This window comes from Cedecea lapagei (assembly GCF_900635955.1).
Classification (GTDB): domain Bacteria; phylum Pseudomonadota; class Gammaproteobacteria; order Enterobacterales; family Enterobacteriaceae; genus Cedecea; species Cedecea lapagei.
Genome location: NZ_LR134201.1, coordinates 371,545 through 396,231, shown reverse-complemented (window position 1 = coordinate 396,231; position 24,687 = coordinate 371,545). Strand labels below are relative to the sequence as shown.

At 56.6% G+C, this 24,687-nt stretch carries 18 protein-coding genes and 2 pseudogenes; 15 read left to right on the top strand and 5 right to left on the bottom strand.

Annotated features, from left to right (window positions below; genetic code table 11):
• The first annotated feature begins 121 nt into the window (after nt 1-121).
• The 8 genes and pseudogenes from arcA (at nt 122) to ridA (ending at nt 7,862) form a co-directional block, all read left to right on the top strand.
• Nucleotides 122-1,342, top strand: coding sequence for an arginine deiminase (gene arcA / locus EL098_RS02015; RefSeq protein WP_126354425.1), 1,221 nt, complete (start codon nt 122-124; stop codon nt 1,340-1,342).
• Between the two features lie 13 nt (nt 1,343-1,355).
• Nucleotides 1,356-2,270, top strand: a complete 915-nt coding sequence (locus EL098_RS02010) for a carbamate kinase (protein WP_126354424.1) — start codon at nt 1,356-1,358, stop codon at nt 2,268-2,270.
• 270 nt (nt 2,271-2,540) lie between these two features.
• Nucleotides 2,541-3,545, top strand: coding sequence for an ornithine carbamoyltransferase (argF, locus tag EL098_RS02005; protein ID WP_126354423.1), 1,005 nt, complete (start codon nt 2,541-2,543; stop codon nt 3,543-3,545).
• Nucleotides 3,546-3,618: 73 nt separating this feature from the next.
• Nucleotides 3,619-5,088: an arginine-ornithine antiporter gene (gene arcD / locus EL098_RS02000; RefSeq protein ID WP_126354422.1), complete on the top strand. Its 1,470-nt coding sequence runs from the start codon at nt 3,619-3,621 to the stop codon at nt 5,086-5,088.
• A 156-nt stretch (nt 5,089-5,244) separates the two neighbouring features.
• A complete protein-coding gene (locus EL098_RS01995; RefSeq protein ID WP_126354421.1) occupies nt 5,245-5,724 on the top strand; it encodes an arginine repressor in 480 nt (159 codons plus the stop codon).
• A 266-nt stretch (nt 5,725-5,990) separates the two neighbouring features.
• Nucleotides 5,991-6,924, top strand: a pseudogene (pyrB, locus tag EL098_RS01990) (aspartate carbamoyltransferase).
• A gap of 16 nt (nt 6,925-6,940) precedes the next feature.
• A pseudogene (pyrI, locus tag EL098_RS01985) lies at nt 6,941-7,403 on the top strand (aspartate carbamoyltransferase regulatory subunit).
• Between the two features lie 72 nt (nt 7,404-7,475).
• Nucleotides 7,476-7,862: a 2-iminobutanoate/2-iminopropanoate deaminase gene (ridA, locus tag EL098_RS01980; protein WP_126354419.1), complete on the top strand. Its 387-nt coding sequence runs from the start codon at nt 7,476-7,478 to the stop codon at nt 7,860-7,862.
• 55 nt (nt 7,863-7,917) lie between these two features.
• Here ridA and EL098_RS01975 read toward each other — a convergent pair whose 3' ends face one another.
• Together EL098_RS01975 and mgtA are read right to left on the bottom strand one after the other, a co-directional pair.
• Nucleotides 7,918-10,308, bottom strand: a complete 2,391-nt coding sequence (locus EL098_RS01975; protein WP_126354418.1) for a beta-N-acetylhexosaminidase — start codon at nt 10,306-10,308, stop codon at nt 7,918-7,920.
• Nucleotides 10,309-10,423: 115 nt separating this feature from the next.
• Nucleotides 10,424-13,144, bottom strand: coding sequence for a magnesium-translocating P-type ATPase (mgtA, locus tag EL098_RS01970; RefSeq protein WP_126354417.1), 2,721 nt, complete (start codon nt 13,142-13,144; stop codon nt 10,424-10,426).
• Nucleotides 13,145-13,631: 487 nt separating this feature from the next.
• Between mgtA and treR the strand changes: the two genes are divergently transcribed.
• The 3 genes from treR to treC all read left to right on the top strand — a co-directional run bounded on the left by treR (nt 13,632) and on the right by treC (nt 17,829).
• On the top strand, nt 13,632-14,579 hold the full coding sequence (gene treR, locus EL098_RS01965; protein ID WP_126354416.1) for a trehalose operon repressor TreR: 948 nt from the start codon (nt 13,632-13,634) through the stop codon (nt 14,577-14,579).
• Between the two features lie 119 nt (nt 14,580-14,698).
• Nucleotides 14,699-16,117 (top strand): PTS trehalose transporter subunit IIBC, encoded by a 1,419-nt coding sequence (gene treB / locus EL098_RS01960; RefSeq protein ID WP_126354415.1) that lies wholly within the window; start codon nt 14,699-14,701, stop codon nt 16,115-16,117.
• Nucleotides 16,118-16,170: 53 nt separating this feature from the next.
• Entirely contained in the window at nt 16,171-17,829 is a 1,659-nt protein-coding gene (gene treC, locus EL098_RS01955; RefSeq protein WP_126354414.1) for an alpha,alpha-phosphotrehalase, read from the top strand.
• A 103-nt stretch (nt 17,830-17,932) separates the two neighbouring features.
• Here the strand turns inward: treC and EL098_RS01950 are convergent, their stop codons facing one another.
• Nucleotides 17,933-18,463 carry an NAD(P)H-dependent oxidoreductase gene (locus EL098_RS01950; protein WP_126354413.1) on the bottom strand — a complete coding sequence of 177 codons (531 nt, stop codon included), beginning with the start codon at nt 18,461-18,463 and terminating at the stop codon, nt 17,933-17,935.
• Nucleotides 18,464-18,563: 100 nt separating this feature from the next.
• Between EL098_RS01950 and EL098_RS01945 the strand changes: the two genes are divergently transcribed.
• From EL098_RS01945 to nrdG, 3 genes are all read left to right on the top strand, one after another.
• A complete protein-coding gene (locus tag EL098_RS01945; protein WP_126354412.1) occupies nt 18,564-19,445 on the top strand; it encodes a LysR family transcriptional regulator in 882 nt (293 codons plus the stop codon).
• A 292-nt stretch (nt 19,446-19,737) separates the two neighbouring features.
• Nucleotides 19,738-21,873, top strand: coding sequence for an anaerobic ribonucleoside-triphosphate reductase (gene nrdD / locus EL098_RS01940; protein ID WP_126354411.1), 2,136 nt, complete (start codon nt 19,738-19,740; stop codon nt 21,871-21,873).
• A gap of 78 nt (nt 21,874-21,951) precedes the next feature.
• Nucleotides 21,952-22,416, top strand: a complete 465-nt coding sequence (gene nrdG / locus EL098_RS01935; RefSeq protein WP_126354410.1) for an anaerobic ribonucleoside-triphosphate reductase-activating protein — start codon at nt 21,952-21,954, stop codon at nt 22,414-22,416.
• Between the two features lie 30 nt (nt 22,417-22,446).
• On the opposite strand, the gene EL098_RS01930 is transcribed toward nrdG, so the two are convergent.
• The gene (locus EL098_RS01930) at nt 22,447-22,800 is read right to left on the bottom strand and encodes a winged helix-turn-helix transcriptional regulator (protein WP_126354409.1); all 354 of its coding nucleotides are present in this window, start codon (nt 22,798-22,800) and stop codon (nt 22,447-22,449) included.
• A gap of 121 nt (nt 22,801-22,921) precedes the next feature.
• Here EL098_RS01930 and EL098_RS01925 point away from each other — a divergent pair, with 121 nt between their 5' ends.
• Nucleotides 22,922-23,452, top strand: a complete 531-nt coding sequence (locus EL098_RS01925) for an NAD(P)H-dependent oxidoreductase (RefSeq protein ID WP_126354408.1) — start codon at nt 22,922-22,924, stop codon at nt 23,450-23,452.
• A gap of 126 nt (nt 23,453-23,578) precedes the next feature.
• Here the strand turns inward: EL098_RS01925 and EL098_RS01920 are convergent, their stop codons facing one another.
• Nucleotides 23,579-24,622 carry a permease gene (locus EL098_RS01920; protein ID WP_126354407.1) on the bottom strand — a complete coding sequence of 348 codons (1,044 nt, stop codon included), beginning with the start codon at nt 24,620-24,622 and terminating at the stop codon, nt 23,579-23,581.
• Nucleotides 24,623-24,687 lie beyond the last annotated feature (65 nt).

Here is a 24,687-nt window from a genome sequence, read left to right as displayed (position 1 = left end):
TAAATAGCCATCAAGAAATTAACAAACGCCTCAAAACCACTTAATGAGTTATTCAAGTCACGGCGCAATATCCATTGCGTTACAGGTATTTTTATATCCAGATTAAAGTAAAGGAATAGTCATGGACAAGCATTATGTCGGTTCCGAAATAGGTCAATTACGCAGCGTGATGCTGCACCGCCCCAACCTCAGCCTGAAAAGACTTACCCCTTCTAATTGTCAGGAATTATTATTCGATGATGTGCTGTCGGTTGAACGCGCCGGTGAAGAACACGACGTGTTCGCCAATACCCTGCGCGGCCAGGGCGTGGAGGTCCTGTTGCTTACCGACCTGCTGACGCAAACCCTCGACGTCAGCGAAGCTAAGGAGTGGCTGCTGAATACGCAGGTTTCCGACTATCGCCTGGGGCCGGCTTTCGCCTCCGATATTCGCGGCTGGCTGGCCGATATGCCGCATCGGGAACTGGCGCGTCACCTCTCTGGCGGGCTGACCTACGGGGAAATTCCGGCGCACATTAAAAATATGGTTGTGGATACCCACTCGGCAACCGATTTTATTATGAAGCCGTTACCGAATCATTTATTTACCCGCGACACATCGTGCTGGATTTATAACGGCGTCTCTATTAACCCAATGGCAAAAGCGGCTCGCCAGCGCGAGACCAATAATTTAAGAGCGATTTATCGTTGGCACCCGGCCTTTACCGACGAAAAATTCATTAAATATTACGGCGACGAAAATATTAATTACGACCACGCTACGCTGGAAGGCGGCGATGTTTTAGTTATTGGCCGCGGCGCGGTATTAATTGGCATGTCCGAGCGCACGACGCCTCAGGGCATAGAGTTCCTCGCTGAATCCTTATTCAGGCATCGGCAGGCCACCCGGGTGATTGCCGTTGAGCTGCCGAAACACCGCTCCTGCATGCATCTCGATACCGTAATGACCCACCTGGATATCGACACCTTCTCCGTATACCCCGAAGTCGTCCGCAAAGACGTGCAGTGCTGGACCTTAACCCCCGACGGCCACGGCGGCATCAAACGTCACCAGGAAACCAGCCTGGTTAACGCCATCGAAAAAGCGCTGGGTATCGACCAGATCAAGCTTATCACCACCGGCGGCGACGCCTTTGAAGCCGAGCGCGAGCAGTGGAACGACGCCAACAACGTGCTGACCGTACGCCCGGGCGTCGTCATCGGCTACGAACGCAACATCTGGACCAACGAGAAATATGACAAAGCTGGCATCACCGTTCTGCCCATTCCCGGCGATGAGCTGGGGCGCGGTCGCGGCGGCGCACGCTGCATGAGCTGCCCGCTGGAACGCGATGGAATTTAAAGGAGTAAACCCTATGGAACTGAAGCCCACGCTTGTTGTAGCGCTCGGCGGGAATGCCCTGCTAAAGCGCGGTGAGCCACTCGAAGCCGACCTGCAGCGCAAAAATATTGAGCTGGCGGCGAAAACAATTGCCCGGCTCACCCAGGCCTGGCGCGTTGTGCTGGTACACGGCAACGGCCCGCAGGTCGGCCTGCTTGCCCTGCAAAACAGCGCCTACCCAAACGTCAGCCCCTACCCGCTGGACGTTCTCGGCGCGGAGAGCCAGGGAATGATCGGCTACATGCTGCAGCAGGCGCTGAAAAACGATCTGCCGGACCGCGAAGTCAGCGTGCTGCTCACCCAGGTTGAAGTCGATCCGCAGGATCCGGCCTTCAGCAATCCGACCAAGTATATCGGCCCGGTCTACAGCAAGGAGCAGGCGGATGCGCTGGTACGCGACAAAGGCTGGTCGGTAAAAGCCGACGGGCAGTATTTCCGCCGCGTGGTGCCGTCGCCGCAGCCGAAACGGATTGTCGAGAGCGACGCCATTACGGCGCTGATTCAACGTGACCATCTGGTCATCTGCAACGGCGGCGGCGGCGTGCCGGTGGTGAAGAGGGCCGACGGCTACCACGGTATTGAGGCGGTGATAGATAAGGATCTTTCCGCCGCGCTGCTGGCTCGCCAGATTGAGGCAGATGCCCTGCTGATCCTGACCGACGCCGACGCGGTTTACCTCAACTGGGGCACCCCGGCGCAGCGCCCGCTCGCCAGCATTACGCCTGCGGAGCTTGAAGGTATGAGCTTCGACGCCGGATCGATGGGGCCCAAAGTGGCCGCCTGTAGCCGCTTTGTCGCCAGCTGCCACGGCATCGCCGGGATAGGTGCTCTTGAGGATGGCCCGGCCATTCTGGCTGGTGAGAAAGGCACGCTTATTCAGGTGGTGTGAATGCCCCCTCACCCTAACCCTCTCCCCAGGGGGGAGAGGGAATAAGACAGAGTCGCTTGCATGTCTCCCTCTCCCACGAGGAGAGGGAATAAAACAGAGCCGCCTGCATTTCCCCCTCTCACGAGGTGAGGGAATAAAACAGAGCCGCCTGCATTTCACCCTCTCCAACGGGGAGAGGGAATAAGACAGAGCCGCCTGCATTTCCCCCTCTCCCTTTCAGGGAGAGGGTCGGGGTGAGGGTAAAAAGCTTAAAATTCAAAGGATAATGAAATGACTATCAACTTAAAAAACCGCAATTTCCTGAAACTTCTCGACTTTAAACCTGCAGAAATTCAGTACCTCATCGACCTTGCTCGCGAACTTAAGGCCGCCAAACAGGCCGGCACCGAGAAAAAGACGCTTTGCGGTAAAAACATCGCGCTGATCTTCGAGAAAACCTCCACCCGCACCCGCTGCGCCTTTGAAGTAGGCGCTTTTGACCAGGGCGCGCTGGTCACCTACCTCGGGCCAAGCGGCTCGCAAATCGGCCATAAAGAGTCGATGAAAGATACCGCCCGCGTGCTGGGGCGGATGTACGACGGGATTGAATACCGCGGCTATGGCCAGGAGATAGTCGAAGAGCTGGGTCAATACGCGGGCGTGCCGGTGTGGAACGGGCTGACCAATGAGTTTCACCCAACTCAAATCCTCGCAGACCTGATGACCATGCTGGAGCACGCGCCGGGCAAAAAGCTTCAGGATCTCTCCTTCGCTTATCTGGGCGACGCCCGCAACAACATGGGTAATTCCCTGATGGTAGGCGCCGCGAAAATGGGCATGGATATTCGCCTGGTGGCGCCGAGAGCCTTCTGGCCTGAGGCGGAGCTGGTAGAGCAGTGCCGCGCCATCGTCAAAGAAACCGGCGGCAGTATCCTGCTGACCGACAGCGTGGACGAAGGCGTCGCGGGCGTCGACTTCCTCTATACCGACGTTTGGGTCTCGATGGGCGAACCGAAAGAAGCCTGGGCCGAGCGCGTCAGCATCATGACGCCTTACCAGATTAATCAGGCCGTCCTCAACGCGACCGGCAACCCGAACGTCAAGTTCATGCACTGCCTGCCCGCCTTCCACAACGAACACACCAAAGTAGGCAAAGAGATCGAAGAAACCTACGGCCTGAAGGGGCTGGAAGTGACCGAGGAGGTCTTTGAGTCAAAACACTCCATCGTCTTCGACGAAGCCGAAAACCGTATGCACACCATTAAAGCCGTCATGGTTGCGACGCTCGGAGCGTAACGCTGTCGGGCAGTGGGAACCTCCCGCTGCCCGTTTTGCCCTTGTGCTGCCAGGCGCAGCAGGAGAAAAGGAAATGGCCGATCTTACCCATGAAGGTGCCGCAGACACCTCAACAAGCAGTGAGAAGAAACTTGGACTTAGCGCGCTGGTTGCGCTGGTCATAGGCTCGATGATTGGCGGCGGCGTCTTCAGCCTGCCGCAAAACTTCGCTTCGGTAGCCTCACCCGGCGCGCTGCTGATTGGCTGGGCGATCACCGGCGCCGGTATGCTTTGCCTGGCCTTTATTTACCAGAATCTTAGCGCCCGCTGCCCGGATCTGGACGGCGGCGTTTACAGCTACGCCCGGGCCGGGTTTGGCGACTTTATCGGCTTCCAGTCCGCCTGGGGCTACTGGTTCTCCGCCTGGCTTGGCAACGTCTCTTATGCGGTGCTGTTGTTCAGCGCCATGAGCTTTTTCATTCCGGTTTTTGGCGACGGGAATAACCTGCCCTCAATTATCGGCGCCTCCGTCGTCCTTTGGCTGGTTCATGCCCTGGTGCTTCGCGGAGTGCGTGAGGCCGCCTATATCAACACCATTCTTACCGTCGTTAAGGTCATTATTCTGCTGGTGTTTATCGTCGCCGTGCTGATTGCCTTCCGGATTGGCGTGTTCACGGCGGATTTCTGGGGCCGCATGATGGTGGTCGAAGGATCGCGTCCGGAAATTTTCGATCAGGTGAAAAACACCATGCTGGTCACCACCTGGGTTTTCATCGGCATTGAAGGGGCCACCGTCGTTTCCGCCCGCGCCGCCAAACGCGCGGATATCGGCAAAGCCACGGTGATTGGCCTCCTGGGCGCGCTGGCGATCTACGTGCTGGTGAGCGTGCTGTCGATGGGCATTCTCGATCAGGCAAACCTGGCCGGGCTGAAAAACCCCTCCATGGCTGGCGTCCTTGAAAACGTGGTCGGGCCGTGGGGGGCGAAGTTCGTGGCCGGTGGAGTCATTTTGTCGGTGGCCGGAGCGCTGCTGGCCTGGACGCTTTTCGCCGCAGAATTACCGCGTGTCGCCGCAATTGACGGTATTTTCCCCAAAATTTTTGCAAAAGAGAATGTCCGCCACTCGCCCTCTTTTTCGCTATGGATCACCAACGGTTTAATCCAGATCTTCCTGATCCTCACCCTGTTCTATGCCGCTGGTTACCAGGCGATTTTCTCCATTGCAACGGCGGCGATTCTACCGCCCTACCTGTTTAGCGCGGCCTACGGCCTCAAGCTTGCCTGGAGCGGAGAGCGGTACGGACCGGGGGAATCCCGAACCGGCGGCATCGTGCTGGGCCTGATTGCAACGTTTTACGGCCTCTGGCTCTGCTACGCAGCCGGCGACTCCATGCTGCTGAGTTCGCTGCTCTTCACGCCGGGTATCCTGGTGTTCCTGTGGCAGAAAAAATCCCAGGGCCAGCCGATGATGAAAAGCTATGAACTGGCGATAGCCATTGCCATTCTGGCGCTGGCTGCATGGACATTGAGCCTGGTGATAAGCGGGAATTTACAGATAGCCTGAGGGCATTAACGCCACAGTCGTGGCGTTAAGTTCTTTGATTAAACTAATAGGCGATATTTTTAAGAGATAAAATCGTAAAAAACCAGCTATATCAGAAATTTCTAGTCATCCACGGTGCAAGAAAGCGCACAGGTATCACAGGAGCGTATACCTACTATGAGGATATCCCGCCTCTCGTCCGAGAAAGAGCAGCGCCAGCTTGAGCTGTGCCAGCAGCTTATCAGCCACAAGAGCTACCACTCCCAGGAGCAGCTGCGCTGTGACTTGAAGCAGCATGGCTTTGAAGCCATTAGTCAGTCCACGGTGTCGCGCCTGCTCAAGCTGCTGGGGGTGATAAAATTACGCAATGCGAAGGGGCAAAAAATCTACGCCCTGAGCCCACTGTCGCTGCCAAAACCCAACGCGGCCCGTTCGGTGTCGGAGATGGTGATCAGCGTGGAGCACAACAGCGAATTTGTTATGGTGCATACGGTGGCAGGCTACGGCAAAGCGATAGCCAAAATTCTCGATCACCACGCGATGGCGGAGATCTTAGGCGTGGTCGCCGGGAGCAGCGTGGTGTGGATTGCCCCGCGCGAGATCCGTAAAACAGCGCAGGTGCACAGCCGCATCGTCCGTGTGCTGGGCCTGACATAAACCAACAGCAACCGATTGCACTGCCGTAAAAAGTGTGATTTTAGCCCTTGCAGAGAACCTCCACGCGCGTATAATGCGCCACAATTTGCCGGGAGGAAGCATGGTTCACTGTGTTCAAAAAAATGCCGCAGCGCGTCGTCTGAAAGCAGACGCGGCAGGGCGTTTTTCTTCCCGTTGCAGCGTCGAATTTCTAAATTCCCAAATTAATAAGGCCCCTCGTTGAGGGGCCTTTTTTTTGCCCGTCGGCCAGAGAACAGGAGAGAAACATGACTAACCCGCTCTATAAAAAAACATATCATTTCCATCAATGATCTCAGTCGTGAAGAGCTTGAACTGGTGCTGGCAACCGCGGCAAAGTTGAAGGCCAACCCACAGCCGGAATTGCTGAAGCACAAGGTGATCGCCAGCTGCTTCTTCGAAGCCTCCACCCGTACCCGCCTCTCTTTTGAAACCTCTATTCACCGCCTGGGCGCGTCGGTAGTGGGCTTCTCCGACAGCAGCAACACCTCCCTGGGCAAAAAAGGCGAGACGCTGGCGGACACCATTTCGGTCATCAGCACCTACGTCGACGCCATCGTGATGCGTCATCCGCAGGAAGGCGCCTCCCGACTGGCCACCGAGTTTTCCGGCGAGATCCCGGTCCTGAACGCCGGTGACGGCGCCAACCAGCACCCAACGCAAACGCTGCTGGATTTGTTCACCATCCAGGAGACCCAGGGCCGGCTGGAAAATCTGAATATCGCCATGGTCGGCGACCTGAAGTATGGCCGCACCGTGCACTCCCTGGCCCAGGCGCTGGCGAAGTTTAACGGCAATCGCTTCTACTTCATCGCCCCGGCCGCGCTGGCGATGCCGCAGTATATTCTCGATATGCTGGATGAAAAGGGAATAGCCTGGAGCCGCCATGAGTCCATCGACGAAGTGGTGGGCGAGCTGGACATTCTGTATATGACTCGGGTGCAGAAAGAGCGCCTTGACCCGTCAGAGTACGCCAATGTTAAAGCACAGTTTATCCTGCGCGCCGCCGACCTGGCCGGCGCTCGCGATAATATGAAAGTGCTGCATCCGCTGCCGCGCGTGGATGAGATCACCACCGACGTAGACAGCACGCCGCACGCCTGGTACTTCCAGCAGGCTGGTAACGGTATTTTTGCCCGCCAGGCGCTGCTGGCGCTGGTTTTGAATCGCGAACTGGTTTAAGTGAGAGGACAACAAGATGACGCACGATAATAAATTACAGGTTGAAGCCATCAAGCGCGGCACCGTTATCGACCACATTCCGGCTCAGATAGGCTTTAAGCTGCTGACGCTGTTCCAGCTGACCAAAACCGACCAGCGCATTACCATTGGCCTGAACCTTCCGTCCCGCGAGCTGGGCCGCAAGGATCTGATTAAAATTGAGAATACCTTCCTGACCGACGAGCAGGTAAATCAGCTGGCGCTGTATGCCCCTAATGCGACGGTAAACCGCATCGACGAATATGAAGTGGTGGGGAAAAGTACGCCAAGCCTGCCGGAGCGCATCGAGAAAGTTCTGCTCTGCCCGAATACCAACTGCATCAGCCACAACGAGCCGGTAGCCTCCCTCGTTCGCCGTGAAGCAGCGTGCCGACGATATCAGCCTGAAGTGCAAATACTGCGAGAAAGAATTTGCCCGTCACGTAGTTCTGGTAGATTAACGGGCACTAATGACAAGCAGGCTCCCGTCCCTATAATGGTTGGGAGTTTGTATCTAATACTGAGGAGAGAGAATGTCACGCACGCTTAGCACGGAAAACGCACCGGCCGCTATCGGTCCTTATGTTCAGGGTGTCGATCTCGGCAGCATGATCATCACCTCCGGTCAGATCCCGGTTGATCCTAAAACCGGTGACGTACCGGAAGACGTAGCCGCTCAGGCTCGTCAGTCCCTGGAAAACGTGAAGGCTATCGTTGAGTCAGCGGGCCTGAAAGTGGGCGATATAGTGAAAACCACCGTATTCGTTAAAGATCTGAACGATTTCGCGACCGTTAACGCCGCCTATGAAGCCTTCTTCACCGAGCATAAAGCCACCTTCCCGGCCCGCTCCTGCGTTGAAGTCGCTCGTCTGCCGAAAGACGTTAAAATCGAAATCGAAGCCATTGCCGTTCGCCGCTAATTCGCTGCTGCGCGTTTGCTTGTAGCCCTGCCTATGCAGGGCTATTTTTTTGCCCTTACTTCACAACGGCCCGCAGCAGTTTTTCCAGCGGGTAGACCGCCGCAATCACCACTTCGTCACGCGTTTGCGCCGCCGCATCCAGCTGAGCCTGAATGGCCTTAAGCTCGTCATCGCTGAGCGATCCTTGCTTCGCCACCAGATCCGTCAGCCTGAGGCCCAGCCCGGCAAGCTTATCCACGTCCCCGGCAACCGGCCTGAGCGGTTTTAACACGTAGTTGCCGTCGATCAGCGCCAGGACGTCCGGGGTATTGCTCTGCCAGCGGGAGAAGATATGGCGTAGCGCCTCTGCGCTATTGCTGTCTTCCGGATCGGCAATCAGCTTATCCACCCAGCCGTTAATCGCCCTGACCTGGCCGCTTTCTGCGCCTAAGGCATCGGCAAAGCGGTTGAGCGGCTCGAAATGATTGTAGTTTCCGGCCTGGAACTTCAGGTGCTGACGCGTGTAGTACTGCGCGGGTTCAATAGCCTGAGCGAGGATCTGCAGCGGCATAATCTCCGGCGTACCGGCGAGGCGAGTCAGCTGGATGACGGACTCAGCGTGCTGGCGCAGACCAACGGAGACCGTCGACCAGGCATCAATCGCCTGCATGCGCTGGTACATATTATCCACGTCCGTCACATCTTTAGCCGACCACAGGCGCTCGGCCACGGCAAAGGTGCGAGGCCAGAGCTTGATGTCCAGCAGCGGAGAGATCACGTTTTCCGCCCACAGGGCCGCTTCACCGCCGAGAATATTGCTCATCTGCGCTTCGGTTGGGACCACAGGCTGTTTGCCGTCCGGAATACCTTCCAGCTTCTGCCCGGTGGCCGGATAGCGCACGTTGCCCACGATGAAATAGCCGTTAAGTTTGTCGTTTTCCAGCGTCACCACGGGGCGAGTTTCCCCCATCCACGTGTCCACCGTGAAGGTCACCTGGGTTGGGTTCAGCCATTTCACATCGTGAACCGCACGGCGGGATTTGCCCTTGAAGTCGATAAAACCGCGCCAGCCGCCGTCGCTTTTCACCAGCGTGAAGCTGCCCTCTACGGCGCTGCCTTTCAGGCGGGGCATACTGAAGAACCAGCTTTGTGCGCTGTCTGCCTCATTGATATGGTCCACGCCGTTCAGCCCTGCCGGCAGTACTTCATTACGGTAGTGGTAAGCTGTGGACTGTGGCTGGTCGAGGTAAAAGCCCGTCGACAGAATCCCTTTGTAGCCGTTAGCGGCGATAGCTCCCAGCGAATCCTGCCCCTGCCAGGACTGGATCAGGATGTTCTTCGGCAGATCCGGATGGTAAATCTCGTCCCAGCCCATCATCTGGCGCTTATGCTTTTCGAGGATCTTCTCCAGCCGCTGGTTGAAATAGGTTTGCAGCCCGTGGGAGTCCGCCAGATTGTGCTGCCGCATAAACTGCTGGATAGCGGCGTTTTCTTTCCACTGGGTATCATCTACCTCATCGCCGCCGATATGCAGATAACTGTCAGGGAAAATAGCGGTAACTTCGTCAATCAGGGTATCCACAAACTTGTAGGCGGCTTCATTGGCCGGGTTCAGCAGCGGCTTCAGGACTCCCCAGTTACGCTCCATCTGGTAAGGCCCCGGCGCGCTCATCAGCTCAGGGTAGGCCACCGCCAGCGCCGAACCGTGCCCTGGCAGGTCGATCTCCGGCACCACGCGGATGCCCAGCGAGGTGGCATAGCGTACAACCTGCTTCATCTGCTCCTGAGTATAAAATTGCCCGTCGCTCGCCAGCTGCTGCAGCTTCGGATAATGGGTTGAGGCGAAACGCCAGCCCTGATCGTCCGTCAGATGCCAGTGGAAGACGTTAAGCTTGGCGGCGGCCATGCCGTCCAGCTGGCGCAGGATGTCGTTCACCGGCATAAAGTGGCGAGCCGAATCAAGCAGCAGCCCGCGCCACGGGAAGCGCGGCACATCTTTAATTTCTACATAAGGAATCGAGGTATTTTGCGGGCCATTTTGAATCAGCTGAAGTACGGTCTCCATACCGCGCATCGCACCAAAGCGCGTATTAGCGGTGAGCTTAACCCCGTCCGCGGTGACGCTTAATGCATAGCTTTCATCACTGTTTGCCTTAGGCAGAGGATCAACGGCCTGTTTGATCTGGATGGTGATGGTAGGCTTTGCCGGCTGTGGCTGCGCGGGCTGCAGCTGCCAGCCGGTCTGCAGGCTGATGCGCTGACGCCAGCGGTCAACGGCGCCGTCCAGCTTGTCGCCGCTAATAGCGATAGAAATTGCATTGGTCAGCGGCAAAGCCCCCTGGGTTGCCGGGAGCTCCACCTGCTGCGGCCATGGCATGAGCGGTAAGTCCCCGGCCGGGGCGGCCTGCGCCTGGCAGGCGACGGCGATACCTGCGGCCAGCAGGCTGAAACGAAGCGATTTGAACATGGATAATCCTTTCACGTGACGGGCCAGAAAACAGCAAAAACAATCTGTTATCACGTGAAGGATTTTTCAGCAAGGCGGCGGCGAGACGTGGATCACATCTCGCCATTTTTTGGGATTACTGCCAGCCGTAGCGGCGGCTGTAGAAGCCTTTCACGGCCTGGGTCAGCATCACGTAACCCGCCAGAATCACCACCAGCAGCGGGAAGTAGCTCAGCGGCAGCGCCTGCAGGTGCAGATACTCGGCCAGCGGCGAGAACGGCAGCGCAATCCCGAGCGCCATCACCAGCAGCGTCATGACCATCAGCGGCCACGCCGGGCGGCTTTGCAGGAACGGAATGCGGCGGGTACGGATCATGTGCACAATCAGTGTTTGCGACAGCAGGCCCTCCACAAACCAGCCGGACTGGAACAGCGTCTGCGCTTCAGGGGTGTTGGCTTTGAAAATCCACCACATCACGCCGAAAGTGACGATATCGAAGATCGAGCTTAGCGGCCCGAAGAAGACCATAAAGCGCCCCAGATCGGCCGGGTTCCAGCGCTGCGGCTGTTTGATTTGCTCATCATCGACGTTATCAAACGGAATCGCTACCTGAGAGACATCGTACATCAGGTTCTGAATCAGCAGGTGGATAGGCAGCATCGGCAGGAACGGCAGGAAGGCGCTGGCCACCAGCACGCTGAAGACGTTACCGAAGTTGGAGCTGGCGGTCATCTTGATGTACTTGAGCATATTGGCGAAGGTACGGCGGCCTTCGATCACGCCCTCCTCCAGCACCATCAGGCTTTTTTCCAGCAGGATAATATCGGCGGCTTCACGGGCGATATCCACCGCGCCGTCGACGGAAATACCGATATCTGCCGCTCGCAGGGCCGGGGCATCGTTAATGCCGTCCCCCATAAAGCCCACAACGTGCCCTTCGCCGCGCAGCAGGCGGACGATACGCTCTTTGTGCATCGGCGTCAGGCGGGCAAACAGCGTGGTTTGCAGCGAAACACGCGACAGCTCTTCATCGCTCATCTCTTCGATGTCGCTGCCAATAATCAGGTCACCGACCTCCAGCCCGACCTCACGGCACACTTTAGCCGCGACCAGCTCGCTGTCGCCGGTAAGAATTTTTACCGCAATACCGCTGGCCTTCAGCGCTTTTAACGCTGGCGCAGTGGTCTCTTTAGGAGGATCGAGGAAGGCAATGTAGCCTTCGAGGATCAGGTCAGACTCATCCACGCGGCTGTAGTCTGCGCTGCGGGCAGGCAGGAATTTGGTCGCTACGGCAACCACGCGCAGGCCCTGGCTATTCAGCGCGTCGGTGACGCCGCGAATACGTTTGAGCATTCCTTCGCTGAGCGGAACAATCTCCTCGCCGTGGCGCACGTGAGTACAGACGTTGAGGATCTCCTGCAGCGCGCCTTTGCAGATAAGCTGATGGACGTCAGACTGCTCGGAGACCACAACCGACATGCGGCGACGGTCAAAGTCGAAGGGGATTTCATCCACTTTATGCCAGCGGGCTACCGCCGTTCGGGCGTGGTCAGCCTCAACGCCTTCGAGCACCGCCACATCCAGCAGGTTTTTGAGCCCTGTTTGATAGTGGCTGTTCAGCCAGGCGGTGTGCAGCACGCGATCGCTCTGCTCGCCGAAGACATCGGTGTGGGTTTCCAGCACGATGCGGTCCTGCGTCAGGGTACCGGTTTTATCGGTACACAGGATGTCCATCGCGCCGAAGTTCTGGATAGCATCGAGGTGTTTAACAATGACCTTTTGTTTCGACAGCTTGACCGCCCCGCGCGCCAGCGTCGAGGTGACGATCATCGGCAGCATTTCCGGCGTCAGGCCAACGGCAACGGAGAGCGAGAACAGCGCCGCTTCCCACCAGTCACCTTTGGTGAAACCGTTAATCAGCAGCACTACCGGCACCATCACCAGCATAAAGCGGATCAGCAGCCAGCTGACGCGGCTAATACCGCGCTGGAAGGCGTTAGGCTCGCTCTCCTGCTGAGTAACCCGCCCGGCCAGCTGCCCGAACCAGGTATTACCGCCGGTGGCGATAATCATCGCCAGCGCCGTGCCGCTGACGACGTTGGTGCCCATAAAGCAGAGGTTGTCGCACTCCAGCGGGTTGTGCTGATCGTGCTGGCGGCTGACGGCCACTTTCTCGACCGGCAGCGATTCTCCGGTGAGCGAAGCCTGCCCTACGAACAGGTCACGCGCCTGCATCACGCGCAGATCGGCCGGGATCATGTCGCCCGCCGAAAGCTTAACGATATCGCCCGGCACCAGCTGGTCGAGCGGGACTTCAACATAGGCGTATTCGCCCTGCTCGTTAATGACGCGCAGCACCGTCGCCGTATTGCTGACCATCGCCTTCAGCGCATCTGCCGCGCGGGTGGAGCGAGTTTCCTGAATGAAGTTCAGCAGCGTGGAAATCACTACCATCAGGGCGATAACGCTTGCGCCGAACAGGTCGTCTTCGGTGGCATAGGAGAAGATACCCAGCGCCGTCAGCAGCAGGTTGAACGGGTTACGGTAGCAGACCCAGAGGTGGACAAACCACGGCGCCGGTTTCTGCGCCGGGATCTGGTTCAGGCCATGAGCTTCTCGTGCCTTTTCCACTTCACGTTCATTGAGTCCTTCCGGATGACGACTGCCAAACTCAAGGTAGAGTTGCTCTTCGCTGGCGGCGGCATATTTCAGGCAGGCCTGGGTCAGCGTCGCCGGAATATCGGCGGCTTTCGCCACAACGTTGCCATCCGGCATGGGATCGCGCTGTACCAGACGGCGTGGCAGGTGGCGGCTCAGCTGGGACATCAGCTGGCGAGTCAGGTTTTTAAATTGCATAAACGTCCTTAGCACCGTCTTGAGCGGTACCTGAGTTTTCTGCAGGCGTGAAGAGTCCTCGCCGGGCAGAAGAGCATCAACAAGCAGGGACGTAAAAAAAGAAGAGTTCGCCACTGCCTTACAAAACCGGTAAGGCAGCGGGCGTTAACCTGTGGCTTACCGGAAAATTCCTGTTACTTCAGGGTGAGGACTGGGATCGGGTTCCATGTCATCTCCGGTAGCGTTGAAAGATAAATAGCATTACGCCTTCTGGCATAATGAGAATGCCAGGTATACTACGCCCGTAAAACTAAACCTTTTGTAAACCAGATTTTGCCCATGGTGGGAACAGAATACGGCGTTAAAATTTTACTCTTTGTAAGTATATTCTAAAGAATCCGGATTACAGATTGGTGGCAAACGAGTGACAATCACTGCGTCGTTTGCCGCCACGATCTGATTAATAACAAGCCTCTACGCACCGTGGCCGCCAGGGAAAAGAACAGCAATGCAAAGTCGTCTTACCATTAAAGATATTGCCCGCCTTAGCGGCGTCGGGAAATCTACCGTCTCTCGCGTTTTGAACAACGAAAACGGCGTCAGCGCCCGCACGCGTGAACGGGTTGAGGCGGTAATGCAGCAGCACGAGTTCTCCCCTTCCCGCTCGGCGCGCGCCATGCGTGGGCAAAGCGATAAGGTGGTCGCCATTATCGTGACCCGTCTGGATTCGCTGTCGGAGAACCTGGCGGTACAAACCATGCTGCCCTGCCTTTACGAACAGGGCTATGACCCGATTATGATGGAGAGCCAGTTTTCGCCGGAGATGGTTGAGGAACACCTTGGCATGCTGCGCCGCCGCAACATCGACGGCGTAATTCTGTTTGGCTTCACCGGCATCAGCGAGAAAATTCTGCAGCCCTGGCGCTCCTCGCTGGTGCTGCTGGCGCGCGACGCGCAAGGCTTTGCTTCGGTGTGTTACGACGACGAAGGCGCCATTCAGATCCTGATGTCCACGCTGTATCAGCAGGGTCACCGCAACATCAGTTTTCTCGGCGTGCCGCACGGCGACGTGACCACCGGCTACCGTCGCCATCAGGCCTATCTCGCTTTTTGCCAGGACCACGATATTACGCCTAACGCCGCTCTGCCCGGCCTCGCCATGAAGCAAGGTTACGAGCACGTGGCTGAAGTGTTGACCCCGGAAACCACCGCCCTGCTGTGCGCCACGGATACGCTGGCCCTGGGCGCAAGCAAATATCTCCAGCAGCAAAACCTCAGCGATATTCAGCTGGCGAGCGTGGGGAACACGCCGCTGATGAAGTTTCTGCATCCTGAAATCATCACCGTTGACCCTGGCTACGCCGAAGCGGGCCGCGCCGCGGCTTTACAGCTGATCGGCCAGATCTCTCAGGGCCAACAGCTGCGGCAGATCGTCATCCCAAGTCACCTGCAATAAAACCGCCCCTGAACGGGATTTTGTGATCTTCGCCCGATTTCGGGAACGTTCCCATTTTAGAGAAATAGAATCCTGGCTACCCTTACAACAGGTCATTACCTCCTACCCAGGTGTCATTTATGAGCAAAGTAAAACAACAAGACATAGATAAGCTGATTGAACTGGTGGGCGGGCGCGAGAATATCGCCACCGTCAGCCACTGTATTACCCGACTTCGTTTTGTACTGAACCATCCCGAAAATGCCCATCCTAAAGAGATCGAAAACCTGCCGATGGTGAAAGGCTGCTTTACCAATGCCGGCCAGTTCCAGGTGGTTATCGGTACCGAAGTGGATGATTACTACAAGGCGTTGATTGCCACGACCGGGCTCGACTCCGCCGACAAAGAGCAGGCCAAAACGGCGGCCCGCCAAAACATGAAATGGCACGAACAGCTGATCTCCCACTTCGCAGAGATCTTCTTCCCGCTGCTGCCCGCGCTGATTAGCGGGGGTTTGATCCTCGGCTTCCGCAACGTGATTGGCGACCTGCCGATGAGCAACGGGGAGACCCTTGCCCAGATGTATCCGGCGCTGAAAACCGTCTACGACTTCCTGTGGCTGATTGGCGAGGCTATCTTCTTCTATCTGCCGGTAGGGATTTGCTGGTCTGCGGTTAAGAAAATGGGCGGCACGCCTATTCTCGGTATCGTGCTGGGCGTGACGCTGGTCTCCCCGCAGCTGATGAACGCCTATGAGCTCGGCACCAAAATTCCGGAAGTGTGGAACTTCGGCTGGTTCACCATCGAGAAGGTGGGCTATCAGGCGCAGGTTATCCCGGCGCTGCTGGCGGGCCTGGCGCTCGGCTTTATTGAAACTCGCCTCAAACGCATCGTGCCGGATTACCTTTATCTGGTTATCGTACCGGTTTGCTCGCTGATTCTGGCCGTCTTCCTGGCGCATACCGTGATCGGGCCATTTGGCCGCATGATTGGCGACGGCGTTGCGTTCGCGGTTCGTCACCTGATGACCGGCAGCTTCGCCCCTGTGGGCGCCGCGCTGTTTGGCTTCCTGTACGCCCCGCTGGTTATCACCGGCGTTCACCAGACCACGCTGGCCATCGATATGCAGATGATCCAGAGCATGGGCGGCACGCCGGTCTGGCCGCTGATTGCGCTGTCTAACATTGCCCAGGCTTCTGCGGTTGTCGGCATCATTATCTGCAGCCGCAAGCAGAAAGAGCGTGAAATCTCCGTCCCGGCGGCCATCTCGGCCTATCTCGGCGTCACCGAGCCTGCCATGTACGGGATCAACCTGAAGTACAACTTCCCGATGCTGTGCGCCATGGTGGGTTCCGGCCTGGCGGGCCTGCTGTGCGGACTGAACGGCGTAATGGCAAACGGCATCGGCGTCGGTGGCCTGCCGGGTATCCTCTCTATTCAGCCTAAGTTCTGGGGCATCTACGCAATTGCGATAGTGATTGCGGTCATCGTCCCTATTGTTCTGACCTCTGTGGTGTATAAGCGCAAATTACGTCAGGGCACATTGTTGGTGGTTTAATTCGATTTACCGGTGGGCAGCGATGCCCACCCTTCAGCTAGCAGGAATTCGCTATGAATATCACTCCTCCATGGTGGCAAAACGGCGTCATCTACCAGATTTACCCGAAGAGTTTCCAGGACACGACCGGCAGCGGTACTGGCGATCTAAAAGGCGTGATTAGGCGTCTGGATTACCTCCAGAAGCTGGGCGTCGATGCCCTCTGGCTCACGCCATTTTATGTCTCTCCGCAGATAGATAACGGCTACGACGTCGCCAACTACTGCGCCATCGATCCGACCTACGGCACGCTGGAAGATTTCGATTTGCTGGTCGCGGAAGCCCACCAGCGCGGCATGCGTCTGGTGCTGGATATGGTGTTTAACCACACCTCCACGGAGCACGACTGGTTCAAGCAGGCGCAGGATCAACACAGCCCGTATCGCGAGTTCTATATCTGGCGCGACGGCACGCCGGATCTGCTGCCGAACAACTGGCGCTCGAAGTTTGGCGGCAACGCCTGGCAATGGCAGGCGGAGACCGGCCAGTACTATCTTCACCTCTTTGCCCCGGAACAGGCCGATCTCAACTGGGAGAACCCGGAAGTTCGCGCCGAGCTGAAAAAGGTCTGTGAGTTTTGGGCCAACCGGGGCGTGGACGGCCTCCGTCTGGACGTGATTAACCTGATCTCCAAAGATCAGCAGTTCCCGAACGACGTGAACGGTGGCGATGGACGCCGTTTTTATACCGACGGGCCACGCGTTCATGAGTATCTGCAGGAACTGAGCCGCGATGCCTTTAAGCCGCTCGGCCTGATGACCGTCGGCGAAATGTCCTCAACTTCGCTGGATAACTGCCAGAAATATGGCGCCCTCGACGGCAGCGAGCTGTCGATGACCTTTAACTTCCATCACCTGAAGGTCGACTACCCGGGCGGCGAGAAATGGACGCTGGCAAAACCAGACTACGTTGAGCTGAAGTCCATCTTCAATCACTGGCAGCAGGGCATGCACAACGTCGCCTGGAACGCGCTGTTCTGGTGTAACCACGACCAGCCGCGCATTGTTTCCCGCTTTGGCCACGAAGGCGAGCTGCGAACAACGTCGGCGAAAATGCTGGCGATGGTGCTGCACGGCATGCAGGGGACGCCGTACATCTACCAGGGCGAAGAGATCGGGATGACTAACCCGCATTTCTCCAGCATCGATCAGTACCGCGACGTGGAAAGCCTCAATATGTTTGCCGAACTGCGCACGCTTGGGCGCGACAGCGACACGCTGATGGCTATCCTCGCCAGCAAGTCACGGGATAACAGCCGCACGCCAATGCAGTGGGATGCGGGCAGCAACGCGGGCTTCAGCGAAGGCACGCCGTGGATTGGCCTGTGCGACAACTATCAAACGGTCAACGCCGAAGCCGCGCTGAAAGACAGTGATTCCGTCTTCTATACCTACCAGCAGCTGATCAAGCTGCGCAAGGCGGAGCCGGTACTGACCTGGGGAGATTACCAGGATCTGCTGCCGGAGCATCCGCTGGTGTGGAGCTACAGCCGTGCACACGAAGGGCAAAAGCTGGTGGTCGCCGCCAACCTCAGCGAAGAAGCACAGTGGCTGCAGCTTGAGAACCATGATGGTGAATGGGAAGTGCTGATGAGCAACTACCCTGACGCCGCCGCCAGGCCGGGCGAGATGAGCCTGAGGCCGTTTGAGGCGATCTACTGGATCAAGCGGTAGTCTGCCCTCACCCCGTCCCTCTCCCCACCGGGAGAGGGAGAAAACAGGCTGGGGGAATTTTGATTCCCTCTCCCTCCGGGAGAGGGTTAGGGTGAGGGGAAAATCACCCTTTCAGCGCCTGAATCCGACTCAGCCAGCCGTTAACACCTTCATCGATCAGCGCTTCCGTTATCGTATTAGCACCCTGAATAAGCGCAGGCTCCTGCCATATCATGCCGGTTTTATTCGCCATCGCATGGAACGGCAGCAGCAGCTCATCCACCGTGTAGCGGTTAGCGCCTTCTGCGCTATAGGCTTCCACCGCACCGCCGGTAGAGGTCATCACCATCAGTTTTTTACCGTGCAGCGCAGTACCGTTAGTGCCATAGGCAAAGCCAAAGGTCAGCACCAGATCCTGCCAGTCCTTAAGGATCGCCGGAGAGCTGTACCACCAGAACGGGAACATCAGCACAATAGACTCGTGCTCCAGCAGCAGCGCCTGCTCACGCGCCACGTCAATCTCGTGATTCGGGTATTCACGCTTAAGCTCATGAACGGTGACACCTTCAATACCTTGTAGCGCAGCCACGCCAGCGTGGTTAATACGGGAGCTATCAGGGGAGCGGTGCGCCGCCAGAACTAATATTTTTTTCATCTCTCAGGCCTCATTTTGGGGATGAGGCTATCTTTTCAGATGACATGGCTTACCTGTAGTCCATAACATGGCACATCTGTTTCAACCAAAGGTTACAAGCATGATGCTTTCTGCGGACGTTCATCGGCTCATTCCGGCTTTTCTTGCGGCGGCAGACTGCCAGAGTTTTTCTGCCGCCGCGCGCCAGCTGGGCATAACGCCCGCTGCGGTGAGTAAAAACGTACGCCAGCTTGAGCAGCGGCTCGGCATAGCGCTTTTTGTCCGCAACACGCACTATGTGGTGCTCACCGAAGAAGGCACGGCGCTCTGCGAGCAGGTAGCGCCGCTTTGGCAGGCGCTTAATCAGGCCCTGGTAACCCCTGGAGCGGAACCTTCCGGCCTGCTGCGCGTCAGCGTGATCCCCGGTTTTGGCCGCCATTGCTTAATGCCGATCCTCGCCGAGTTTCAGCTGCGCTACCCGCTGATTCGCTTTGAGCTGTCGATGGAGGCCCGCAGCGTTAACCTGGTGGGTGAGCGCATCGATGTCGCCATTGGTCACCGCACGGTGCGCGATAACCGCGTGGTGGCGCGCGAACTGTATAAATCAAAGATGATTATGGCCGCCTCGCCGGCCTATTTAGCTCAGCACGGCACACCGCAAAAGCTGGAAGATCTCGCGGAGCATCGCTGCCTCGTACACCGCAACTCAGGAACCGGGCGTTTGCAGCAGTGGATGGATAACGGCGCGCTGTTTGACGAACCCTCCTGCTGGTTTATCACCACCTCGCCGGATTCGCTGGTGGATGCGGCGCTGGCGGGCATGGGGATTATTTATCTTGCCGACTGGTATCTCACCCGGCCGATTGCCGGAGGGAAGCTGCAGGTCATTTTGCAGGATGTTGCCACCGAGCCCCAGCAGCTCTGGGTGAAATATGCCGGCGGGAAAATCCCGCCAAAAACCCGGGTTTTTGTTGATTATTTATACGAAAAATTAATCGAATAATTTACCGCCACCGGACAAAGCCCGCCCTTTCTAACGCCCCCGATTTACTTTGTCCTGCATCAATAAAATCGTAAACATGTTTGATGCAAATCACTATATATAGAACTTAGAATGCACTCCGGCCCTATATGTTGTATTTATCGACTATTATCACCACAACATCCACGGTATAAGCTTGGGGATTATCTGTGGATAACAATGGCCGCATTTCGGGAAGTTTTGGCAGGACAAACGGCTACGTGCTCCCGGCGACGCCCCTACCTTTGTGGATAACCTAAAAAATGGAGAGATCATGACACCGCATGTGATGAAAAGAGACGGGTGCAGAGTACCTTTCACTTCAGAGCGCATCAGAGAAGCTATTCTGCGTGCAGCTAAAGCAGCGGGAGTCGATGACGCGGACTATTGTGCCACCGTCGCAGATATCGTCACTCAGCAGATGGCGGGACGCAGCCAGGTAGACATCGGCGAGATCCAAACCGCGGTGGAAAACCAGCTCATGGCCGGCAACTACAAGCAGCTGGCGCGCGCCTACATTGAGTACCGCCACGACCGCGATATTGAGCGCGAGAAGCGTGGCCGCCTGAACCAGGAAATTCGCGGCCTGGTTGAGCAAACTAACTCCGCCCTGCTAAACGAGAACGCCAACAAAGACAGCAAGGTGATCCCCACCCAGCGCGACCTGCTGGCCGGGATTGTCGCCAAGCACTATGCCAGGCAGCATCTGCTGCCGCGTGACGTGGTCCTTGCGCATGAACGCGGTGATATCCACTATCACGACCTTGATTACTCTCCGTTCTTCCCGATGTTTAACTGCATGCTTATCGATCTGAAAGGCATGCTGACCCACGGTTTTAAAATGGGTAACGCCGAGATTGAGCCGCCGAAGTCTATCTCCACGGCAACCGCCGTCACGGCACAGATTATCGCTCAGGTTGCCAGCCATATATACGGCGGCACCACCATCAACCGCATCGACGAAGTGCTGGCGCCGTTTGTCGCCGAGAGCTTTAAAAAACACCGCAAAATCGCCGAGGAGTGGCAAATCCCGGATGCAGATAACTACGCCCGCTCCCGCACCGAGAAGGAGTGCTACGACGCTTTCCAGTCCCTTGAATATGAAGTCAATACTCTGCATACCGCCAACGGGCAAACGCCGTTCGTAACCTTTGGTTTTGGCCTCGGCACCAGCTGGGAGTCTCGCCTTATCCAGACGTCTATTCTGCGTAACCGCATCGCCGGGCTGGGGAAAAACCGCAAAACCGCGGTGTTCCCTAAGCTGGTCTTTGCTATCCGTGACGGCCTCAACCACAAGTTTGGCGACGCCAACTACGACATCAAACAGCTGGCGCTGGAGTGTGCCTCTAAACGCATGTACCCGGATATTCTTAACTACGACCAGGTAGTGAAAGTGACCGGCTCGTTTAAAACGCCGATGGGCTGCCGCAGCTTCCTTGGCGTGTACGAAGAAAATGGCGAGCAGATCCACGACGGGCGCAACAACCTCGGCGTAATAAGCCTGAACCTGCCGCGCGTCGCGCTGGAAGCTAAAGGGGATGAGGCCACCTTCTGGAAACTGCTGGATAACCGCTTGCTGCTGGCGCGTAAGGCGCTGATGACCCGTATTGCCCGTCTGGAGGGCGTCAAAGCTCGCGTTGCCCCAATCCTCTATATGGAAGGTGCCTGCGGCGTGCGCCTGAAGGCCGACGACGACGTTTCTGAGATCTTTAAAAACGGCCGGGCTTCAATTTCTCTGGGCTATATCGGCATTCATGAGACGGTCAATGCCCTGTTCGGCAACCAGCACGTCTATGACAGCGAAGCGCTGCGTGAGAAAGCGGTGGCTATCGTTGCCCGCCTGCGGGAAGCCACCGACAGCTGGAAGGAAGAAACTGGCTACGGCTTTAGCCTCTACAGCACCCCGAGCGAAAACCTGTGCGACCGTTTCTGCCGCCTCGATACCGCAGAATTCGGCGTTGTACCCGGCGTGACCGACAAGGGTTACTACACCAACAGTTTCCATCTCGACGTGGAGAAGAAGGTTAATCCTTACGACAAAATCGACTTCGAGGCGCCGTACCCGCCGATGGCTAACGGCGGCTTCATTTGCTACGGCGAATACCCGAACATCCAGCATAACCTGCGGGCGCTGGAAGACGTGTGGGATTACAGCTACAAGCATGTGCCCTACTACGGCACCAACACGCCTATCGATGAATGCTACGAGTGCGGCTATACCGGCGAGTTCGAATGCACCAGCAAGGGCTTTACCTGCCCGAAATGCGGCAATCACGACGCCGCTCGCGTGTCGGTTACCCGTCGCGTATGCGGTTACCTCGGCAGCCCGGATGCTCGCCCGTTCAACGCCGGCAAGCAGGAAGAGGTGAAGCGTCGCGTTAAGCACCTGGGTAACGGGCAGATCGGTTAAGCCATAAGGCGATTTTCCCCTCACCCTAACCCTCTCCCCTAAGGGGAGAGGGAACCGATTAAGTATCAGGTTAACGCCATGAATTATCATCAATACTACCCCGTCGATATCGTCAACGGCCCCGGCACTCGCTGCACGCTGTTTGTCTCAGGCTGCGTGCATGAATGCCCCGGCTGCTACAACAAAAGCACCTGGCGCGTAAACTCAGGGATGCCGTTCACCGAAGAGATGGCAGACCGCATTATTACCGACCTGAACGATACGCGCGTTAAGCGACAGGGCATTTCGCTTTCGGGCGGCGACCCGCTGCATCCACAAAACGTGCCGGAGATCCTTAAGCTGGTGAAGCGCGTGCGCGCCGAATGCCACGGCAAGGATATCTGGGTATGGACCGGGTATAAGATTGATGAGCTCGACGCCGCTCAGCGAGAGGTGGTTGAGTTAATCAACGTGCTGGTAGACGGCAAGTTTGTCCAGGATCTGAAAGACCCGGCGCTTATCTGGCGCGGCAGCAGCAACCAGGTCGTACATCACCTGCGTTAAAACGGCCCTCCCGATTGCCCACGGGAGGCCTTACTTCAGCACATCATCGCGATGGACGTTTCCCCATTCACACATCATATCCAGCACCGGGATCAGCGACTTACCGCGTTCAGAAAGGCTGTACTCTACCTTGGGTGGAATTTGCGGATACTCGTTTCGGATAATCAGCCCGTCGCTCTCCAGCTCTTTCAGCGTCAGGCTCAGCGTCCTGAATGAAATGGTTTCGATGCAACGCTTGAGCTCGTTAAAGCGGATCACCGGTTTATGCTCGGCCAGGGCATATAGAATGATCATTTTGTATTTGCCATTCACCAGCGACAGCGTATAGGCAAAGCCCGTATCGCCCATAAATGCGCAGGAATCCGGCGCGTGTTCTTCGCTCATTATACTATCCCTTTGTATAGTACATATCAACAATGACAGTATTGTACTTTAATTTAAAGCTGCCTATGATGCAAAACATAAAATAATCACTGATGGCCTATCATTCCGTAGGGAATTAAATATGAAAACATTAATTGTCGTTATTCACCCCAATATCGATGAGTCAAAAATCAATAAGCGCTGGATAAGTGAAGTAGAAAAACATCCGGAGTTATACACCGTACACAATCTTTATCAGTCTTATAAAGATGGCATTATTGATGTTGAAAAAGAACAGAGGCTCATTGAGCAGCATGATAAAATTATTCTTCAATTTCCGCTGTACTGGTTTAATAGCCCACCTTTGTTGAAGCAGTGGCTGGATGAAGTCTTCACCTATGGCTGGGCATATGGCTCTTCCAGCGGGCATAAGCTCAGAGGCCGTAAGTTCGCGCTGGCGGTAAGTGCCGGGATTAAGGAAGAAGATTTCTCACGTAGTGGGCGTTACCATCATTCGCTTCAGGAAATACTCCTGCCCTTTGAAATGACGGCGAAATATGTAGAAGCGGATTATCAGCCGTTCTATGCTTTTTACGGCGCAGAATATGAAGTCTCACCACAACAGCTTGAAAACAGCGCTAAGGGATATATTAGTTACCTGCAGTCCTTTTAATATCCAGCCGTTACCGACCTGGCAGTTATTTTCTCAATAAACTATTGAGCGGCATCGCTACACCATTAAAAAGCCACGCAGTTCACTGCTGCGTGGCTTTTATTTATCAGTCTCAGAGAAATAATATTAAAGAAGCGCCAGGCTTCCGACAATCACACCGCTTAGCGCCACCAGCCCGCCGGTTAGCCAGAGGGCTTTAGCCGGGAAAGCTTTATGCAGCATAATCAATGACGGCAGGCTGACCGCCGGAAGGGTAATCAGCAGCGCCAGTGCCGGAGCTGTGCCCATTCCCGCCAGCATCATGGTTTGCACAATAGGTATTTCTGCCGCGGTCGGGATCACAAACAGGCAGCCCACAACGGCCATCGCCACAACCCAGAACAGCGTATCACCTACCGCGCCATCTGCGTGCGGAAACAGCCAGACCCGCGCGGCGCCAAGGGCCAGCACGGCCAGGATGTAGACCGGGATCGTGCTCCAGAACAGCTGCCACAGCGCTTTTGCCCAGCGAGACAGGAAAGCCCCCTCCTCTGCCGTATCACTGACAGCGGGCAAGGGCTCAAGGCTCTGCGGCTCATCTTTAACCCAGCGCTGCACCAGCAAAGCCACACCGAGTACCGTCGCAAAGCCCGCCACTAGCCTCACTAATGCAAACTGCCAGCCCAGCACAAACCCCATAAACACCAGAGTCGCGGGATTCAGCAGCGGATTTCCCATCCAGAAGGCCAGCGCCCCGCCCATGGAGACGGACTGTCGGCGCATGCCTGCCGTCACCGGCGCAGCGCAGCAGGTACACATCATGCCGGGAAGGGAAAACAGCGTGCCGAAAAGCGTTCCTCTGAAACGCGGCTGCCCCAGGGTACGTAGCAGCCAGTCACGGGGGATAAGCACCTGCACCAGGGAGCCGAGGATGACGCCCAGCACCGCCGCTTTCCAGACCGCGAGGAAATAGACCATCGCATAATCCAGCGCGGCTTTAAGCGGGTTAGCGTCCGCCTGGGCGAGAATAGATTTCCCGATGCTGTGGGTTTCCGCGGCGGTGAATGCTTTGCCGTAATACGGCTGCCACTTCACGTACCAGAGCCCGACGATCGCCACCAGCAAAAATAGCGCGGGCTTCCACCACGGGAAGCGTTGCGCCCCGCGGGGGAAAGAGGAAGAAACAGCCATGGTCATGTCCCTGAGATTGATTAGCTAGGTAACTATTTATCGCGACATATTAAATCGCAGCAGGC

What these genes read in the sequence shown, in the direction of transcription:
- arcA (WP_126354425.1), top strand. Translation starts at nt 122, where the DNA reads ATGGACAAGCATTATGTCGGTTCCGAAATAGGTCAATTACGCAGCGTG.
- EL098_RS02010 (WP_126354424.1), top strand. Translation starts at nt 1,356, where the DNA reads ATGGAACTGAAGCCCACGCTTGTTGTAGCGCTCGGCGGGAATGCCCTG.
- argF (WP_126354423.1), top strand. Translation starts at nt 2,541, where the DNA reads ATGACTATCAACTTAAAAAACCGCAATTTCCTGAAACTTCTCGACTTT.
- arcD (WP_126354422.1), top strand. Translation starts at nt 3,619, where the DNA reads ATGGCCGATCTTACCCATGAAGGTGCCGCAGACACCTCAACAAGCAGT.
- EL098_RS01995 (WP_126354421.1), top strand. Translation starts at nt 5,245, where the DNA reads ATGAGGATATCCCGCCTCTCGTCCGAGAAAGAGCAGCGCCAGCTTGAG.
- ridA (WP_126354419.1), top strand. Translation starts at nt 7,476, where the DNA reads ATGTCACGCACGCTTAGCACGGAAAACGCACCGGCCGCTATCGGTCCT.
- EL098_RS01975 (WP_126354418.1), bottom strand. Translation starts at nt 10,308, where the DNA reads ATGTTCAAATCGCTTCGTTTCAGCCTGCTGGCCGCAGGTATCGCCGTC.
- mgtA (WP_126354417.1), bottom strand. Translation starts at nt 13,144, where the DNA reads ATGCAATTTAAAAACCTGACTCGCCAGCTGATGTCCCAGCTGAGCCGC.
- treR (WP_126354416.1), top strand. Translation starts at nt 13,632, where the DNA reads ATGCAAAGTCGTCTTACCATTAAAGATATTGCCCGCCTTAGCGGCGTC.
- treB (WP_126354415.1), top strand. Translation starts at nt 14,699, where the DNA reads ATGAGCAAAGTAAAACAACAAGACATAGATAAGCTGATTGAACTGGTG.
- treC (WP_126354414.1), top strand. Translation starts at nt 16,171, where the DNA reads ATGAATATCACTCCTCCATGGTGGCAAAACGGCGTCATCTACCAGATT.
- EL098_RS01950 (WP_126354413.1), bottom strand. Translation starts at nt 18,463, where the DNA reads ATGAAAAAAATATTAGTTCTGGCGGCGCACCGCTCCCCTGATAGCTCC.
- EL098_RS01945 (WP_126354412.1), top strand. Translation starts at nt 18,564, where the DNA reads ATGATGCTTTCTGCGGACGTTCATCGGCTCATTCCGGCTTTTCTTGCG.
- nrdD (WP_126354411.1), top strand. Translation starts at nt 19,738, where the DNA reads ATGACACCGCATGTGATGAAAAGAGACGGGTGCAGAGTACCTTTCACT.
- nrdG (WP_126354410.1), top strand. Translation starts at nt 21,952, where the DNA reads ATGAATTATCATCAATACTACCCCGTCGATATCGTCAACGGCCCCGGC.
- EL098_RS01930 (WP_126354409.1), bottom strand. Translation starts at nt 22,800, where the DNA reads ATGAGCGAAGAACACGCGCCGGATTCCTGCGCATTTATGGGCGATACG.
- EL098_RS01925 (WP_126354408.1), top strand. Translation starts at nt 22,922, where the DNA reads ATGAAAACATTAATTGTCGTTATTCACCCCAATATCGATGAGTCAAAA.
- EL098_RS01920 (WP_126354407.1), bottom strand. Translation starts at nt 24,622, where the DNA reads ATGGCTGTTTCTTCCTCTTTCCCCCGCGGGGCGCAACGCTTCCCGTGG.